Here is a 17,617-nt window from a genome sequence, read left to right on the forward strand (position 1 = left end):
CAGTCACAAAGCGTTCGTGATCACGCAACACCGCTGCGTCACAGTGAAGCCATGACTGATGTGACTTCTGCGAAGAGTGCCCGCCGCCCCCACCACTGGCGGCGGGACCTCATCGAGCTCGCCGCGCTGTTCACGGCCGTGGTGGTGGCCGACACGATCGCCAAGACCGTCGTCCGCGGTGCCGAAGGTCCGTACATGCTGGTGTTCTCGGCGATCGCCCTGATCGCCACCGCCGGGTTCCACACATGGTGGGAACGGCGCCACAGCCATGCGCCGCCGACCGGTGATCCCGGCGGCAGCGGGCACGCTCCGCTGCCGACGGCCACCCGCACCGAGACCGACCATACCCAGACCGATCGCGCCCAGACGGACGAGCCCGCCGAGACGTCCCTCTGGCGGATGCGGACCACGGTCCGCGACACCCCTGGCAGCCTCGCCTCGCTGTGCACGGCGCTGGCGCGCCACGGGGTCGACATCCTGACCCTGCAGACCCACCCGCTCGCCGAGGGCACCGTCGACGAGTTCCTGCTGCGCGCCCCGGCCGCCCTCCAGGCCAACCAGCTCACGCGCGAGATCGCGGCCGCCGGCGGCAGCAGCACCTGGATCGAGCGGGCCGACGCCCACGACCTGGTGGACACCCCGACCCGGCTGCTCGGCCTGGCCACCCGCACCGCCCTCGACGCGGCCGAACTCCCTCTCGCCCTGCGCCAGTTGCTCGGCCGGTGCACCATCCACTCCCTGCCCGCCGTCTCCCTGAGCGGTCGCCCGACCGGCGAGACGGCCCCGGTCGAGGGCGTCCTGGAGGAGACGGTGATGCGGCTGCGCGACCCGAACGGCGGGGCGATCACGATCGAGCGGCCCTATCTGCCGTTCACCCCGACCGAGTTCGCCCGCGCCCGTGCACTCGTCGAGCTCGACGCCCGCCTCGGCCCGCGCGTCCCGCGCAGCCACGACGTCCTCACCCTGCCCGAGGGCAACGAGATCACGGTCCGCCGCGTCGACCAGAGCGACCTGGCCGCGGCGCGCGCCATGCACGACCGCTGCTCCGAGCGCACGCTGGGGCTGCGGTACCACGGGCCGGTGGGTGACGCCGACCGCTATCTCAACCATCTCCTCAGCCCCCGCTTCGGCCGCACCCTCGCCGTGCAGACGACCTCCGGCCGTCTCGTCGCCCTCGGCCATCTGCTGTGGGACGGCGACGAGACGGAGGTCGCCCTGCTGGTCGAGGACGACTGGCAGCGCCGGGGCATCGGCTCCGAACTCCTGGGCCGGCTGGTCGCCATGGCCGTCGAGGCGGGATGCGAGAGCGTCTACGCGGTGACGCAGTCCTCCAACACCGGCATGGTCGCCGCGATGCGGGCGCTCAACCTCCCCCTCGACTACCAGATCGAGGAGGGGACCCTCGTCATCACCGCCCGACTCGGGGCGGCTCCGACGCGGAGCCGTCTGCCGTACGAGGAGTACCAGCGGGCGGAGCGCTGAGCGCCTGGGTCAGATCCCGCCACAGGTCCTCCACGTCCTCCAGTCCGACCGACATCCGCAGCAGCCGGTCGCTGACGCCCGCCGAGCGCCGGTCTCCCTCCGCCACGATCCGGTGGCTGATGGAGGCCGGATGCTGGATCAGGGTGTCGACGCTGCCGAGACTGACCGCCGGCGTGATCAGCCGTACACCGGCGATCACGTCGTGCGGGTCCCCGAACACCTCGAAGGAGACCATCGCGCCGCCCACCCTCGGGTAGTGGACCCGGGCGACGCGCGGATCGGTGGCGAGCCGCCGGACCAGCTCCGCGGCCGTCGCCGACGCCGCCCTGACCCGTACCGGCAGGGTGGACAGCCCCCGCAGCAGGAGGTAGCCGGCCAGCGGATGCAGCACGCCGCCGGTCGCGAACCGTACCTGGCGCAGCGCGCGGGCGAACTCCTCGTCACAGGCGACGACGCCGCCCATGACGTCGCCGTGCCCGCCCAGGTACTTGGTCGCGCTGTGCAGCACGATGCGCGCCCCCTGCTCGACGGGCCGCTGGAGCACCGGCGTGGCGAACGTGTTGTCCACCAGGAGGGGCACGGAGCCACAGGCGTGGGCCACGGCGCGGATGTCGACCTCGGCGAGGGTCGGGTTGGCGGGGCTCTCCACCATCACCAGGCCGGTGTCCGGGCGGATCGCCTCGGCGATGCCCGCCGGATCGGTCCAGGTGACCTCGGTGCCGAGCAGGCCGGCGTTCAGCAGGTGGTCGCTGCAGCCGTACAGCGGCCGGACGGCCACCACGTGGCGCAGCCCGAGGCTCGCCCGTACGAGCAGCACGGCGGTGAGCGCCGCCATGCCGCTGGCGAAGGCCACGGCGGAGTCGGTGCCCTCCAGCCGGGCGAGCGCCGCCTCGAAGCGGGCGGTGGTGGGGTTGTCCAGCCGGGCGTAGACGGGCGGCCCGTCGAGCTGGACGCCCGTGGTGGCGAACGCGTCGATCCGGGCGGCCTCGGCCCGGGTGTCGTACGAGGGGTAGGTCGTCGACAGGTCGAGCGGCGGGGCGTGCAGACCGAGAGCGGCGAGGTCTTCGCGGCCGGCGTGCACGGCTTCGGTGGCCAGAGCCCTGGGGGTGGAGGCGTCGTTGTCCATGTACATGACGGGCACTGTGAACGGATACCGGAAAGTAGCGGGGTATCACCGTGCTACGTTCGGCAGATGGCCGATTCTGTCGTACTGGACCCGGTCGATCTGCACATACTTCGCCTCCTGCAGAACGACGCCCGGACCACCTACCGCGAACTCGCCGCCGAGGTCGGCGTGGCGCCGTCCACCTGCCTGGACCGGGTGGCCCGGCTGCGCCGCACGGGAGTGATCCTGGGGCACCGGCTACGACTGGATTCGGCCAAACTCGGCCGTGGGCTGGAAGCGCTCCTCCTCGTCCAGGTCCGACCGCACCGGCGCGAACTGATCGGTCCGTTCGTCGACCGCATCCGCGCGCTTCCGGAGTCCCGGGCGCTGTTCCATCTGACGGGCCCGGACGACTACCTCGTGCACGTGGCCGTAGCCGACCCCGCCGACCTGCAACGACTCGTGCTCGACGAGTTCACCTCGCGCCGCGAGGTGGCTCGTGTCGAGACCCGGCTGATCTTCCAGCAGTGGGAGTGCGGCCCGCTTCTGCCGCCCTCTCCCGGCGCTCATTTGTCAGCCGACTGAGATCGATTGAGGATGACGCGGGGACGGTGGAGGGACGAGGATGAGCCTCATGCCAGAGACTTCCAGCAGCGCGCTGCCCCGCCAGGTCGCCGACACCTACGTCGACGCACTCATCGAACTCGACCCGATCACCGGTACATACCTGGGAGTCAAAGAGAGCGCCGGCTTCCTTCCCGACTTCTCGCCGGCCGGACAGGATGCGGTGGCCGAGCTCGCCCGCCGCACCCTGGCCCTGCTCGACGAGGCCGAGCGGCGGCCCGGCGCGGACACCGATGCCGAACGGCGCTGCGGCCGCCTGCTCCGTGAGCGGCTGACGGCCGAACTCGCCGTCCACGAGGCCGATGAGGGCCTCTGTACGGTCAGCAACATACGGTCCCCCGCGCACAGTGTGCGGATGGTGTTCACGGTGATGCCGACGGAGACCGAGGAGGACTGGGAGGCCGTGGCGCGGCGGCTGCGCGCCGTTCCGGCGGCCCTGGAGGGCTACCGCGCCTCGCTCGCCCTCGGCCTGGAGCGCAAGCTCCTCGGCGGCCCCCGGCCGACCGCGGTCTTCGTGGACCAGCTGACGGAGTGGTCGGGCTCGGACGGCGAAGGCCGCGGCTGGTTCGACGAGTTCGCCGCCCAGGGAGCGGAGTCCCTGCGTGCCGAGCTGCGTACGGAACTCGCCGCGGCGGCCCGTGGCGCGACCGAGGCGGTCACCGCACTGCGGGACTGGATGCGGGAGGTCTACGCCCCGGCGGTCGCGGGCGCGCCCGACACGGTCGGCCGCGAGCGCTACCAGCGGTGGTCGCGCTACTTCAACGGCACGGATCTGGACCTCGACCAGGCCTACGCGTACGGCTGGTCCGAGTACCACCGTCTCCTCGGTGAGATGCGCGCCGAGGCGGAGCGCATCCTGCCCGGGTCCGGCCCCTGGGAGGCGCTCGCGCACCTCGACGTCCACGGCACGCACATCGAGGGCGTCGACGAGGTCAGGGTCTGGCTGCAGAACCTGATGGACGAGGCGATCGAGGCGCTCGACGGCACCCACTTCGAACTCGCCGAGCGGGTACGGAAGGTGGAGTCGCACATCGCGCCGCCCGGCGGCGCCGCCGCGCCCTACTACACCGGCCCCTCGGAGGACTTCTCCCGGCCCGGGCGTACCTGGCTGCCGGTCGACGGACAGACCCGCTTCCCGGTCTACGACCTGGTGTCGACCTGGTACCACGAGGGTGTCCCCGGCCATCACCTGCAGATCGCCCAGTGGGTGCATGTGGCCGACCGGCTCTCCCGCTACCAGGCCACGATCGGCGGGGTCAGCGCCAACGCGGAGGGCTGGGCTCTCTACGCGGAGCGGCTGATGGACGAGCTCGGCTTCCTGCCGGACGCCGAGCGGCGGCTCGGCTATCTGGACGGCCAGATGATGCGCGCCTGCCGGGTGATCGTCGACATCGGCATGCATCTGCGCCTGGAGATCCCCGCGGACTCGCCCTTCCACCCGGGCGAGCGGTGGACGCCGGAGCTGGCGGAGGAGTTCTTCCAGCAGCACAGCAGCCGCCCGCCCGCCTTCGTCGCGAGCGAGATGACCCGCTATCTCTCGATGCCGGGCCAGGCGATCGGTTACAAGCTGGGCGAGCGTGCCTGGCTGCTCGGCCGCGCCAACGCGCGGGCGGCGCACGGCGACGCGTTCGACGCGAAGGCGTGGCACATGGCGGCGCTGTCGCAGGGTCCGCTGGGACTCGACGACCTCGTGGACGAGATCTCGCGCCTGTGACGGAGGCCGGGAGGGACGGCGGGCCGGGGGTGGAATCCGGCCCTCTTCCCGTCCCGGACGGTGAGAACTCCCCGGGTACGGCTTGATCGCCCGGGGATTCCCCCGCACCATCTCGTTCATGACCGCGTACGCACCGGACGCCACGGACTGGCGCATCCTCCAGGCCCTGCAGAGCCAGGGCCGGGCCAGCTTCGCCGAGCTGGCCCGGACCGTCTCCATGTCCGCCTCCGCCGTGACCGAGCGGGTGCGCCGGCTGGAGGAGGCCGGGGTGATCGCCGGATACACGGCGGTGGTGGACCAGGAGCGGCTCGGGCTGCCGATCCTGGCCTTCGTCCGGCTGCGCTACCCGCACGGCAACTACAAGCCGTTCCACGATCTGATCGAGGCCACCCCGGAGGTCCTGGAGGCGCACCATGTGACCGGCGACGACTGCTTCGTGATCAAGGTCGCCGCCCGGTCCATGAGGCATCTGGAGGAGATTTCCGGCAAGGTCGCCACACTCGGCGCGGTGACGACGAGCGTCGTGTACTCCTCGCCCCTCCCCCGGCGCGCCATCAGCCGCTGAGGATGCCTCCCGTACGGAGCCTCACGGCCGAGCCGTGCCGCTCCTTGACCACCTCCAGCTGGGCCGGGATGCGGCGGCGCAGATCGCCGACGTGGCTGACGATGCCGACGCTGCGGTCCCGTTCGCGCAGGGAGTCGAGGACATCGAGGACCTCGTCGAGGGTCTGGTCGTCCAGGCTGCCGAAGCCCTCGTCGATGAAGAGGGTGTCGAGCCGGACGCCGCCGGCCTCGTCCGTGACGACGTCGGCGAGACCGAGCGCGAGCGCCAGGGAGGCGAAGAAGGTCTCGCCGCCGGAGAGGGTCGCGGTGTCGCGCTCGTTGCCGGTCCAGGCGTCGACCACGTGGAGGCCCAGGCCGGCGCGCCTGCCGCCGGAGCGGGCGTCGGAGTGGACCAGGGTGTAGCGGCCGGAGGACATGCGCTGGAGGCGGGCGGTGGCCGCGGCCGCGACCTGTTCGAGCCGGGCGGCCAGGACGTACGACTCCAGACGCATCTTCCGTTCGTTCTCCGCCGAGGTGCCGGCGGTGAGTCCGGCGAGCCGGGCGACGCGTTCGTACTCGACGCGGAGCGGCCCGAGGCGGCGTACCTCGGTGTCGGCCTGGCGGGAGAGCCGGGACAGCTCCGCGCACCGGTCCCGTACGGCGGCGAGGGCGGACGTGGCGTCCCGCAGGGCCCGCTCGGCCGCGGTGTGCGCGGCCTCGGCGCTCGCCGGGTCGGCGGGCGGCCGGTCGGCGGCGGCCCGCGTCTCGGGCTCGGCGAGCCGGTCGGCCACGGCGGCGGCCTCGGCCTGCCAGGCGTCGAGGCGGCGCTGGAGGGCACGGCGCTCGCCGTCCTCCAGGAGCGCGGCGGCGGCCTGGGCGGGGGTGGCGAAGCCGGCCCGGAACGCGGCGTCGGCGAGCCGGTCGTCGGCCTCCTTGAGCCGCTGGGCGGTGAGGTCCACGGCGCGGACGGTCTCGGCCGCGTCGACCAGGATGGCGATCTTCCGCTCCAGCCGCGTGGCGTGCTCGGCGACACTCCCGGACTCGCCCCGTCCCCTGACCAACTCGGCGTCCAGGGCGGCCTGTTCGCGGTCGAGCGCCTCGCGCTGCGAGGTCCGGCCGGCCACCCGCCGCTCGGCGTCCCGCTGTGCGCCGACCCTACGCTCGTACTCCCGCTCGGCCCGCGCGAGCGCCTCGCGCGCGCTGTGCGTCTGCGCGGCGAGCGCGTGCGCCTCGGCGTGCTGCCGCGCCAGCTCCTCGACCTCACGGGCGAGTTCGGCGACGGTGGGCTCGGCGGCGCCGTCGGGCCCTTCGGGGGCTGACACCCCACCGGCGGCGGCAGCCGGCGCCCCGTCGCCCGCCAGGCCTCCCTCACCCGCCGCGGGCGACGCCCCACCGTCCGCCGGGACTCCCTCACCCGCCGCGGGCGACGCCCCACCGTCCGCCGGGACTCCCTCACCCGCCGCGGGCAACGCCCCACCGGCGGCGGGGCCAGGCACCCCACCGTCCGCCGGGACTCCCTCACCCGCCGCGGGCGACGCCCCACCGGCGGCGGCAGCCGGCGCCCCGTCGCCCGCCAGGCCTCCCTCACCCGGCGCGTGCAACGCCCCGCCCGGGCCGTGGTCGGCCGGTGTACGGTCGTCGGCCACCGCGTCCGCGGGCGCGCCGCGCCGCGCCGCGTCCCGGCTGTCCGGCCCTCCGCCTGCGGGGGCTGTGGCACCGGCCACCGGATCGGCGAGGGCGCGCGCCTGCGCGGACGCGGCACCTCTCGCGGCGGACAACCCGCCGACGGCGCCGGCCGCGCCGGAGACTGCCCACTCCCCGTCCTCGCCCGCCGGAGCTCCGCTCCGGGTGGCCGGTGCGGTAGCGGCGTCGCGGGGACCAGGCACGCGGGCGCCCGGCGTCGCGTCCGTCCCGTCGGCGAGCCGGGGCAGGACCTCCGCCCGGGCCGCGGACCAGGCTTCGGTGGTGGCCGCGAGTTCGCGCTCCGCGGCCGTGCGTGCCTCCTCCGCGGCCGTGAAGGCGGCGTAGGCCGCGTCCTCCGCGGTGCGGTCGACGTGGTCGGCGCCCGTGCGGGCGGGGGCCGGGTGGTCGGCGGAGCCGCAGACCTGGCAGGGGGCGCCGGGGGTCAGGGCGGCGGCCAGTTCGGCGGCGATGCCCCGCAGGCGCCGGGACTTGACGTCGAGCCATGCCTCATGGGCCGCGTTGCGGCGCTCGCGGGCGGTCGTCAGCCGGGACTCGGCGGTGCTCGTCCGCTCCGCGAGGTCGTCGCGGCGGCGGGCCGCGGACAGTCTGCGCCGGGCGGGTTCGAGGCGGCCCGCGAGGTGCTCGGCGCGGGCGGCGGCCTCCTGGGCCGACTCGATGCGCGCCGTCAGTTCCGCTCGCCGCGTCTCCCACCCGGTGAGCCAGCCGCCCGCCTCCTGGAGGATCTCCTCGTCGGCGCGGGCCTGGCGCTCCAGGACGGCGCGCTCCTGTGCGATCACCGCGCCGCGCCGCTCGGCCCGCCGCGCGGACTCGAGACCGCCCAGCTCCTCACGGAGCCGGTGCTCCAGGGCGGACAGCTGCTCGGCGCCCGCGTCGGCCAGGTCGGCGGGCAGCCTGCCACGGCTCTGCTGTCGGGCCGCGCTCGCCGCCGCGTGCTCGCGCTCCGCGTCGGCCCGCAGCGCCAGGGCGGGCGCCACGCGGTCGGCCTTGCGGGCGCGGTCCAGCTCGGCTTCCCAGGCGTCCCGCTCCGGCCGCCGCCCCTCCAGCTCCTCCTGCCGTCGCCGCGCGTCGGCGTACCGCGCCTGACGGGTCGACAGGTCTCGCTCCGCGTCGAGCGCGTGCCGGGCGGCCGCCTGGCGCGCCTCGGCCGCCGAGACGGCGGAGTCGGCGATGTCAAGGGCTTCCCGCGCCTCGGAGCGGGCGACGGCGGCCCGCGTCTGGACGGCCTCGGCGAGCCCGGGCTCGCCGGGCCGCTCCTCGACCACGGCGCCGCCCGTGACCTGCGCGATCCGGTGGGAGAGCGCGAGGAGCCGCTCGTCCCCGTCCCGTACCTGCTGCTCGGCGGCGCGCCGCAGATCGGCGAGGCGCTCTTCGACGGCCGCGAACCGGCGGGTGTCGAAGAGCCGCCCGAGCAGCTTGCCGCGCGCTTCGGCGTCGGCCCGCAGGAAGCGCGCGAAGTCGCCCTGTGGAAGGAGGACGACCTGGCAGAACTGCTCCCGGCTCATGCCGAGGAGCTGGGTGATCTCCTCGCCGATCTCCTGGTGGGAGCGGCTGAGCCCGGCCCACTCCCCCGAGCCCGCGTCGTACTCGCGCAGCCAGCTCTGCGCCTTCTCGGTGGTGAAGCCGCCGCCCCGCTTCTTGGGCCGGGGCTGGGCCGGCCGCCGCGTGATCTCCAACCGCCGCTCCCCCACGGTCAGTTCGAGCGTGACCTCGGTGGACGTGCCGGCCGGTGCGTGGTCGCTGCGGAGGGAGGCTCCCGGGGACTGCCGGGCGCCGGGCACGGCGCCGTAGAGGGCGTAGCAGACGGCGTCGAGGACGGAGGTCTTGCCGGCGCCGGTCGGCCCGTGGAGCAGGAAGAGCCCGGCGGAGGACAGGGCGTCGAAGTCGATCTCCTGGGTGGCGCCGAAGGGCCCGAACGCGGTGACGGCGAGGCGGTGCAGTCTCACCGGGCACCCACCTCGCGCTCCTTCTCCGCCGCGTCCACCCGAACGTCGTCGAACGCGCCGTACAGCACGGTCCGTTCGGCGCCGTCCGGTCCGGCGCCGCCGCGCACGTGGGCCACGAAGTCCTCCGCGATCTGGTGGTCGCTGCGGTCGCGCAGCCGCTGCGCGTACGAGGCGAACGGGTCGCTCTCGGTGCGCTCGGGCTCGAAGACCAGGTTCAGGGTGTGCGGGAAGCGTTCGGTGAGCCGGGTCATGGGCTCGGCGGGCCGCACGGGGTCCGTGAGGGTCGCCTCGACCCAGGACTGCTCGTGCCGTACGAGGGCGGGGTCGGCCAGCAGGTCGTCCAGGCGGCCCCTGATCCGGGCGAGGGCCCGGGGCACCGGGCAGTCGACCCGCTCGGCGGCCTCGATCCCGCCGTCGGGTCCGAGATCGATCAGCCACATGCTCTTGCGGTGGTGGACTTCCGAGAAGGAGTAGGCGAGCGGGGAGCCGGAGTAGCGCACGCGCGGGGTGACGGCCTGGCTGCCGTGCAGGTGGCCGAGCGCCACGTAGTCGACCCCGTCGAAGACTCCGGCGGGCACGGCGGCGACACCGCCGACGGTGATGTCCCGTTCACTGTCGCTCGGTTCGCCGCCCGCGACGAACGCGTGGGCGAGGACCACGGAGCGGGTGGAGCCGGGGCGCGCGGCGAGGTCGGCCCGGACCCGGTCCATGGCGGCGCCGAGCACCGCCTCGTGCCCGGCCCTGGCGGCGCCGAACTGCTCGCGCACCAGGGCCGGTTCGAGGTAGGGAAGGCCGTACAGGGCCACGTCTCCGTGGGCGTCCGTGAGCACGACGGGCGTGCCGACCCCGGCCGGGTCCGTACGGAGGTGGATTCCGGCGCGCTCGATGAGACCGGCGCCGACGCCGAGGCGGCGCCCCGAGTCGTGGTTTCCGGAGATCATGACGGTGGGCACCCCGGCCTCGGCGAGCCGGTGCAGCGCGGTGTCGAAGAGCTCGACGGCGGGGAGCGGCGGCACGGCCCGGTCGTAGACATCCCCGGCGACCAGGACCGCGTCCACGTCGCGCTCGCGCACCGTCGCCACCAGGTGGTCGAGGAACGCGGACTGGGCGTCGAGCAGGCTCACCCGGTGGAACGACCGTCCCAGGTGCCAGTCCGACGTGTGCAGGAATCTCATGATCGAGGAGCGTATCGGTGGGGTCGGACATCGGTCGGGGCTTCGGAGATCCCGCTCGGCGGGGCCGGGTGCGCGGGCCGGATCCCGTGGCGCGTGACGCGCTCAGGCATCCGCGTCCCGTGCTCAGCAATCCGACTGGCGGGCTCAGGCATGCGGAGGGCGCGCTCAGGCATCGCCGTACGCCTCGCCGCCGAGCTCCAGCGTGGCCGTGCCGGCCGTCGCGTCGGCGAGCCAGGCACGGAACTCCGCCACGTCGGCGTCCGGCAGGCCGATCTCGACGGTGACGGCTTCGCCGTAACGCACGTCACGCACGGCCCGCCCGGTCGCCCGCAGCTCGTTCTCCAGCCGGCCCGCGCGCTGGTGGTCGACGGTGACGGTGGCAAGGCGGAAGCGCTGCCGCGTGAGGGTCCCGAGCGCGTCCAGGGCTTCGCCGACCACTCCGCCGTACGCCCTGATGAGACCGCCCGCGCCGAGCTTCACGCCGCCGTAGTAGCGGGTCACGACGGCGGCGACGTACCGCACCTCGCGCCGCATGAGCATCTGGAGCATCGGCGCGCCCGCCGTGCCGCCGGGTTCGCCGTCGTCACTCGCCTTCTGGACGGCCGCGTCGGCGCCGATGACGTACGCGAAGCAGTTGTGCGTGGCGGTCGGGTGCTCCTTGCGGACGCGCGCGACGAACTCCTGCGCCTCCTGCTCGGTCGCGACGGGTGCCAGCGCGCAGATGAAGCGCGAGCGGTTGATCTCGGTCTCGTGCACACCCTCGCGGGCGAGCGTGCGGTACTGCTCCTGCATCCCGCCACCCTATGCGCCCGGGGCCGCGCTCCTGTCCTCACTCCCCCGGCGCCCGCTCCGGCCGCTCGCCGAGGTCGGCAAGGTCGGCGCCGTCGGTCAGGACGGCGAGGTCGGCGAGGGGCAGCGCCCTGAGGGCCAGGGACCAGCCGAGGCGGGTGTCGCCCGACTCGCTGGAGCGGCCGGTGAGCTCGGAGATACGGCTGATGCGGTTGAGGACCGTGTTGCGGTGGCAGTAGAGCAGCTCGGCGGCCCGGGCGGCCGAGCAGCCGTTGTCCAGCCAGACCCGGAGGGTCTCGAGGAGGGCGGCGCGCTCGCCGCCGGTGGCCAGGACCGGGCCGAGATGGACGGTGACGATCCGCTCGGCGATGTCGGCCCGGCCACTGAGCAGCACCTCGGCGAGCCGGTCGTCGAACGCCGCCGCCGCGCCGCTGCCCGCGGGAAGGGTACGGAGGGTCTCCTCCGCCAGCCGCAGGGCCCGGCCGGCCCGCGCGAGCCGCTCGAACTCCGGGGAGACCCCTGCGGTCGCACCCGTCCGGTTCCGGAGCAGGTCGAGCAGGGTGCGCGGGGCGTCCGCGCCGCGCGGCAGGCGGACGATGCCGGCGTACCGGCCGGCGCGGGGGCGCCAGAAGGACCACATGCCGTGCGCTTCCAGGACGGGCGCCGGGTTGGGCGGGGCGGCCGGGTTCTGGGCGGCGACCACGACGACGTACCGGTCCTGCTGCGGCACGCCGAGCGCGGCGGAGGCGGCCGCGGCGACGGCGGGGTCGTCGGCGCGGCCGTCGAGCAGGGCCTCGAAGAGGGCGACCCGGCGGGTGTCCTGGCGGCTCTGCATCTCCAGCTGGGTCAGCCGGTACGCATCGGACATGACGACCGAGTAGCGGTCGATGGTCTCCCAGACCGCGCCCGCGACGTCGAGCTCGGTGTCGCGGGTGTCGGAGTCGCGGCCGGGCCTGGCCCTCAGGTGCTCGGCCATCACCTGCCAAAGCACGCGGCCGCCGCGGCGGTAGGCGCGCAGGACCGTGTCGAGCGGCACGTTCTGCTCGGCGCGGCGGCGGCCGGTCTGCCGGGCCGCCTGCTCGACGTCGCCGCCGGCGGGGGCGAGGCCGCCGAAGTCCTCCAGGGCCCGCATCAGATTGTCGCGGACGAACTCCCACAGCTCCTCGCGGGTGACGGGGGTGCGCGCGGATGTCGTCGACGGCCCGGTCGGTGAGGGGGTCGATGTGGCCGAGCAGCTCGGTGGCGAGGGTGCGCCGCAGCGCGCCCGTGGCGGAGCCCATGGAGGTCTGGGGCCCCGCGCCACCGGGAGCCGGGGACCCGCGCGTCGCGGATCGGCCCGCCGAGGACCCGCCTGCCGCGGACCGGCCGGGCGAAGAACCGCCCGCCGAGGAACCGCCGGCCATGGAGCCGCGCGGCGGGGACTCGCCCGCCGTGGAGCGAGGGGTCCTGCCGGGCGTCGGGGGGCCGTGCGTCATGGCGGCACCGTAACCTCACGGTTTGGCGAATGCCACACCGCGGACGTCGGAGGCGGGCCGCTGCCCACCCTCGTCGGTCACATGCTGGGCAGCTGCACATGGTGCGCGACCGGCCCCCCGACGGATTCTGTCCCGTGTCCTTGTGTCACACCCGTGTCAACGCCGCGTTTCCTGGAGCCTGCCATGTCACTGAGCGTCGCCAACATCCTGGGCGAGTCCGCCCGTCTCTTCCCCGACCGGATCGCGGTGGTCGAGGGCGCGGCCCGGCTGACGTACGGCGAGCTGTGGAGCGAGGCGCTGCGCTGCGCCGCCGGACTGCGCGCGGCGGGGGTGAAGCCGGGCGACCGGGTCGCCGTACTGCTGCCGAACACCACGGAGTTCCCGCGGGTGTACTACGGCGCGCTGGCCGCGGGCGCGACGGTCGTGCCCGTGCACGCGCTCCTGGTGGCCGAGGAGGTGCGGTACGTCCTGGAGCACAGCAAGGCGGTGGCGATCGTCAGCGGCGGACCGCTGTGGCCGGTGGCCGAGGAGGCGGCGCGGGCCGCCGGGGTGCGCGCGCTGCGGGGTGCCCCCTCGGCGGCGGAGCCGCTGCGGGCGCCCGAGCCGGCCGAGCCCTCCGACACGGCGGTGATCCTCTACACGAGCGGGACGACGGGCCGGCCGAAGGGCGCACGGCTCACCCACCACAACATCGTGATGAACGCCTCCGTGACCTCGCGGGACCTGCTGGGCCTGGGCGCGGAGGACGTGGTCCTCGGCTGTCTGCCGCTCTTCCACAGCTACGGTCAGACCTGCGCCATGAACGGGACGCTGCGGGCCGGGGCCACGCTGGTCCTGATGCCCCGGTTCGGCGGACCCGCGGCGCTGGAACTGCTCTCCGCGGAGGGCGTCACCGTCTTCATGGGTGTACCGACGATGTATCACGCCCTGGTGGAGGCCGCCGCCTTCTCCGGTTCCCGGCCGATCGGACTGCGCGCCGCGGTCTCCGGAGGCGCGGCGCTCCCGGTCGCCGTGCTCGAGCGGTTCGAGGAGACCTTCTCGACCCAGGTCCTGGAGGGGTACGGCCTCACGGAGACCTCACCGGTCGCGACCTTCAACCAGCCGCACATCGGGCGCCGTCCGGGCACGGTCGGCCACCCCGTGCGGGGCGTCGAGATCGGGATCGCGGACGCGGCCGTGGACGCCGAGGTCCGGTTGCTCGCGGACGGTGAGATCGGCGAGGTGGTGGTGCGCGGGCACAACGTCTTCGCGGGCTACCTCGACGACCCGGAGGCGACGGCCGCCGCGGTGGTCGACGGCTGGTTCCGGACGGGCGACCTCGGGGTCCGTGACGAGGAGGGGTTCCTGCGCATCGTGGACCGGAAGAAGGACCTGGTCATCCGGGGCGGCTTCAACATCTACCCGCGTGAGGTCGAGGAGGTCCTGGTCCGTCACCCGGCGGTCTCCGAGGTCGCGGTGATCGGCGTGCCCGACGACGCGAAGGGCGAGGAGGTGTGCGCGGTGGTGGTGCTGCGCGCGGGCGCCGGCGTCACGGTCACGGCGGAGGAACTCGTGGACTGGTCGAGGGAGCGTCTCGGCCGCCACAAGTACCCGCGCCTGGTGCGATTCGTCGACGAGCTTCCGCTGGGGCCGACCGGGAAGGTCCTCAAGCGCGCCCTGGTGGCAGCGGTCTGAAACCCGCCGCTCGGATTCGCCCGAGCGGGACGGCGGGAATCACCGGGTCCCATGACTCGTTCTGGACAGCAACGAGCCATGGGAGGCAGCGGATGAGCGTCGAGACCACGACCACCGAGTCGGAGACCGTACGGAAGATCCTGACGGCCACGGGCGACACCTGGGCGGTCGTGGGCCTGTCGTCGAACCGGGCGCGCGCGGCGTACGGCGTGGCCGCCGTGCTGCAGCGCTTCGGCAAGCGGATCGTGCCCGTCCACCCGAAGGCCGAGACGGTGCACGGCGAGCCGGGCTACGCCTCGCTCGCCGACATCCCGTTCCCGGTCGACGTGGTCGACGTGTTCGTCAACAGCGAGCACGCGGGCCAGATCGCCGACGAGGCGGTCGCCGTCGGCGCCAAGGCGGTGTGGTTCCAGCTCGACGTGATCGACGAGGCGGCCTACGCGCGGACCCGCGAGGCGGGGCTCGACATGGTCATGGACCGGTGCCCCGCGATCGAGATCCCTCTGCTCGGCTGAGACCCACCGCGACGCTCACACCTCCGGCGCCGTACGGAACGGAATCGCACGCGGACTCCGGCTGCTCGGGGAGCCGGACCGAAGGTGCCGGACGCACCGCGACCGGACGGGCGCCACCCGGTCACAACCATCCGCAGCGTTGCGCCTGCAGGGCCATCTGGAACCGGCTTGTGGCGCCCAGCCGGGCCATCAGGATCTGCACCCGGCGGAACAGCGTGCGACGGCTCACGCCGATCTCCCGGGCGATGACGTCGTCGCTCGCACCGCCCGCGAGGAGCCACAACAGACGGCGGTCGGCGGGCAGCAGGCCACCCGGCCGGGGGGTGCGGCCGTGGAAGGGCAGTGCGTTGTGCCAGGCCTGCTCGAACAGTGCCACGAGAGCGGAGAACAGCCCGCACGGCTGCACGATCAGCATGGTGTTGTGGACGTCGGCCTCCTTGATCGACAACGACACGAGCGCGTACGCGTCGTCGATGATCACGAGCTTGACCGGCACCGACGGCAGGACCCTGGCCTGTTCACCGGCCTCGATACAGGGCTCGATGACCGCCTCCAAGGTGCCCGGGTGCTCCAAGGACTCCCGTGAGTACACCACCCTCTGCGTCACGCCGCGGGCGAGGGTGGCCAGCGCGTCGTCGGTGGCGCCGGGTATGGGGAAGTACGGAGGAGAGTCGAACTGGCGGATCTGTTCGCGGGCGCTCGCCCAGGCCTGGCGCATCCTGGGGCCGATGGCGTCTCCGGTCACGACTTCGACGAGGTCGTCGCGGTGAGCGGCGAGCCGCTGCCGCCGGAAGGACTCGAACGCGCCGCCGACAGCGATGCGCGACTCGTCGAGCTCGGCCGCGCGGTGCCGGCCGAGCATCTCGAGGCCGGCGGCGGGCGGGAGAGGGGACACCACGTCGTGGCCGTCGACGGCCACGCTCGCCAGACCGGCGGCGACCAGCTCGCCGTAGGCCGCGGTGAGCTCCGGGCCCTCCAGTCCGGCAGCGGTCCCGATCTCGCCCAGCGGAGCGGGTGCCGACTCCAGCAGGGCCAGATAGAGCCGGCCGGCATCGTGATCTATCCCCAGAATCCGCAGGGCCTCGCTCGCGTTCGCCATGCGCCGCATTATCGCGGGCGGGCGCATCGCATCGACCTGCTCCCCGTGCGGCGATGCGATGCGCCCGTCAGGGACGACTAGGACCGGTAGTCGATCGTGTTGTGGTGGAGGCAGTCGAGTGCGCTCGGGCCGACGTCGTACCCGTCCGACGCGCGCTGGGCCCAGAACTGACGGAAGGTGTCGGACACGTGGTCGAGGAAGGTGGACCACATCGGGCCGGCCGGGTTCTCGGTGCAGGTGTCGCCCGGCTCGTTCGCGCCGTCCCCGAGGTCGATCATGGCGCCGAGGACGCGGCCCTCCACGGTGTCACCGTTGTCCCAGTCCGGGGCCCCCCACGTCGGGCCCTCCAGGTCCCGCGTCCTGCCGTCCGGCCACCGGAAGGTGGGGTCGTCGAGCACCGTGGCCCCGAACCAGGTGGCGAGCCCCTCGGTCCAGGCGCAGCCCTCGGAGCTCGCGCGGTGGATGTAGTGCGGGCTGCAGTTCGGGGCGGGCGGGAAGTCGTCCTCGTACACGTCGTCCATGAGTCCGTGGCCGAGCTCGTGGAGGACGAGAATGTTCGAGTCGGGGTCCTCGGCGGCGAGGTGGACGGAGTTGTCCCGCAAGGAGTAGTAGGTGCCGTCGGTGGAGTCGGGCGCCCAGTTGATCAGGGCGCGTCGGCAGGTGGCGTCCCTGGCGTCCCAGCAGGCGCCGGGCTTCCAGTTCCATCCGGCGCCGACGGTGTCGAAGGCCTCGACGCCCCGCATCAGGGAGGTGTCGGCGGGCTGGAACGCGCCGAGGTCGACGGTGCTGCCCGTGGCGGCCTCGGGGGCGACCGGCGTGGCGAAGCGGTAGGAGGTCTTCGTCCGGCCGTTGCGTATGACCCAGTGCGCGTTCTCGGTGGCGAACTGGACGTAGACCTCCTGACCGCCGCCCGCCTCGTCGGCGTTGTCGAAGCAGAGCAGGTACCGGCCGTCGGCTCCGGTGAGCCCGGAGGCGAGCAGCTCGTGCGGCCCCTTCTCATCGGTGTCGTACGCCCTCACCTGGGCGTTCGCGGATATTCGGGCGGTCCCGGTGTGGTCGGTGTAGCCCCATGTGCCGGTCACGCACGCCGTCCCCGCGGCGCCCTGGGCCCCTGCGGCGGTGTGCACGGGCCCGGCGGGCCGGTGGGGCAGGCGGGCATGGGCGCGGGTCGCCCCCTTCGCCGTCGGGGCCGCGGCGTGGACCTCCTTCGCGGCGATGCCGAAGCTCGAACGCCGGTCGCCGACCGTGAGGAAGACGCTCTCCGCGTCCGCTTGCGCTCCGCCGTCGACGGCCGAGGTGGCGACCGCGCGGATCTGGGCCGGTCCCGAACCGGTCGCCCTGACGGTGCCGCTGAGCCGCCATGGACGGTCGCGGCCGGTGTCGCCCCGGCCTTCGGCGCGGTGCAGCCGCCCGGCGTGAACGGGTACGGAGGAGGCGACGGTCCGGGAGCGCAGACCGTCGGGGATGTCCACCCACGCCAACCCCGCGGGCAGTTCGATGTCGACGTCCACCGCCGAGCGCTCTGCCGTGCTGTGGATCTCGATGTCGAGTCGGGCCTCCGCGCCGACGGCCGGCGCCTCGGACAGACGCAGGGCCACCTTCAGGCAGCCGGCCCACTCGTCCGTACGGTCGGCCGTCGTGCCGGCCGTCGGTGTGCATTTCCCGTGGTGTGGGGTCTCGGCGGTCGCGATACCGGGCGGCAGGAGCGCGAGCAGCGCCCCCAACGCGGCGGCACGCAGTGCGACAGGGCGAAAACGCATCCGGTGAGTCCTTTC

13 protein-coding genes are annotated in these 17,617 nt (G+C 74.1%); 6 read left to right on the plus strand and 7 right to left on the minus strand.

Annotated features, from left to right (window positions below; all coding sequences use genetic code 11):
* Nucleotides 1-51 precede the first annotated feature (51 nt).
* Nucleotides 52-1,482, plus strand: coding sequence for a GNAT family N-acetyltransferase (locus tag ACFYV5_RS12510; protein ID WP_389167578.1), 1,431 nt, complete (start codon nt 52-54; stop codon nt 1,480-1,482).
* Here the strand turns inward: ACFYV5_RS12510 and ACFYV5_RS12515 are convergent.
* The gene (locus tag ACFYV5_RS12515; RefSeq protein ID WP_389167870.1) at nt 1,409-2,608 is read right to left on the minus strand and encodes a trans-sulfuration enzyme family protein; all 1,200 of its coding nucleotides are present in this window, start codon (nt 2,606-2,608) and stop codon (nt 1,409-1,411) included. The genes ACFYV5_RS12510 and ACFYV5_RS12515 overlap by 74 nt on opposite strands.
* Nucleotides 2,609-2,674: 66 nt before the next feature.
* On the opposite strand from ACFYV5_RS12515, the gene ACFYV5_RS12520 reads away from it, so the two are divergent.
* From ACFYV5_RS12520 to ACFYV5_RS12530, 3 genes are all read left to right on the plus strand, one after another.
* Nucleotides 2,675-3,172, plus strand: coding sequence for an Lrp/AsnC family transcriptional regulator (locus ACFYV5_RS12520; protein WP_355110247.1), 498 nt, complete (start codon nt 2,675-2,677; stop codon nt 3,170-3,172).
* A gap of 49 nt (nt 3,173-3,221) precedes the next feature.
* Entirely contained in the window at nt 3,222-4,925 is a 1,704-nt protein-coding gene (locus tag ACFYV5_RS12525) for a DUF885 domain-containing protein (RefSeq protein ID WP_389167581.1), read from the plus strand.
* Between the two features lie 118 nt (nt 4,926-5,043).
* Complete coding sequence (locus ACFYV5_RS12530) at nt 5,044-5,490, plus strand: Lrp/AsnC family transcriptional regulator (protein ID WP_389167584.1); 447 nt, start codon at nt 5,044-5,046, stop codon at nt 5,488-5,490.
* On the opposite strand, the gene ACFYV5_RS12535 is transcribed toward ACFYV5_RS12530, so the two are convergent.
* The 4 genes from ACFYV5_RS12535 to ACFYV5_RS12550 all read right to left on the minus strand — a co-directional run bounded on the left by ACFYV5_RS12535 (nt 5,480) and on the right by ACFYV5_RS12550 (nt 12,211).
* Nucleotides 5,480-9,115 (minus strand): AAA family ATPase, encoded by a 3,636-nt coding sequence (locus ACFYV5_RS12535; RefSeq protein WP_389167586.1) that lies wholly within the window; start codon nt 9,113-9,115, stop codon nt 5,480-5,482. The genes ACFYV5_RS12530 and ACFYV5_RS12535 overlap by 11 nt on opposite strands.
* Nucleotides 9,112-10,290 carry an exonuclease SbcCD subunit D gene (locus ACFYV5_RS12540; protein WP_389167589.1) on the minus strand — a complete coding sequence of 393 codons (1,179 nt, stop codon included), beginning with the start codon at nt 10,288-10,290 and terminating at the stop codon, nt 9,112-9,114. The genes ACFYV5_RS12535 and ACFYV5_RS12540 overlap by 4 nt, the downstream gene beginning before the upstream one ends.
* Before the next feature lie 165 nt (nt 10,291-10,455).
* A complete protein-coding gene (locus ACFYV5_RS12545; protein ID WP_355110242.1) occupies nt 10,456-11,082 on the minus strand; it encodes a YigZ family protein in 627 nt (208 codons plus the stop codon).
* A 37-nt stretch (nt 11,083-11,119) separates the two neighbouring features.
* Nucleotides 11,120-12,211 (minus strand): PucR family transcriptional regulator, encoded by a 1,092-nt coding sequence (locus tag ACFYV5_RS12550; RefSeq protein ID WP_389167592.1) that lies wholly within the window; start codon nt 12,209-12,211, stop codon nt 11,120-11,122.
* Between the two features lie 526 nt (nt 12,212-12,737).
* Here ACFYV5_RS12550 and ACFYV5_RS12555 point away from each other — a divergent pair.
* Both ACFYV5_RS12555 and ACFYV5_RS12560 read left to right on the plus strand, forming a co-directional pair.
* On the plus strand, nt 12,738-14,228 hold the full coding sequence (locus ACFYV5_RS12555) for a long-chain fatty acid--CoA ligase (RefSeq protein ID WP_389167595.1): 1,491 nt from the start codon (nt 12,738-12,740) through the stop codon (nt 14,226-14,228).
* 92 nt (nt 14,229-14,320) lie between these two features.
* Nucleotides 14,321-14,743 carry a CoA-binding protein gene (locus ACFYV5_RS12560; protein WP_389167598.1) on the plus strand — a complete coding sequence of 141 codons (423 nt, stop codon included), beginning with the start codon at nt 14,321-14,323 and terminating at the stop codon, nt 14,741-14,743.
* 121 nt (nt 14,744-14,864) lie between these two features.
* On the opposite strand, the gene ACFYV5_RS12565 is transcribed toward ACFYV5_RS12560, so the two are convergent.
* Together ACFYV5_RS12565 and ACFYV5_RS12570 are read right to left on the minus strand one after the other, a co-directional pair.
* Nucleotides 14,865-15,851, minus strand: coding sequence for a LuxR family transcriptional regulator (locus ACFYV5_RS12565; RefSeq protein ID WP_389167873.1), 987 nt, complete (start codon nt 15,849-15,851; stop codon nt 14,865-14,867).
* A 68-nt stretch (nt 15,852-15,919) separates the two neighbouring features.
* Nucleotides 15,920-17,602, minus strand: a complete 1,683-nt coding sequence (locus tag ACFYV5_RS12570) for a hypothetical protein (protein ID WP_389167600.1) — start codon at nt 17,600-17,602, stop codon at nt 15,920-15,922.
* Nucleotides 17,603-17,617 lie beyond the last annotated feature (15 nt).

This window comes from Streptomyces sp. NPDC003035 (genome assembly GCF_042888285.1).
In the GTDB taxonomy this organism is placed as follows: domain Bacteria; phylum Actinomycetota; class Actinomycetes; order Streptomycetales; family Streptomycetaceae; genus Streptomyces.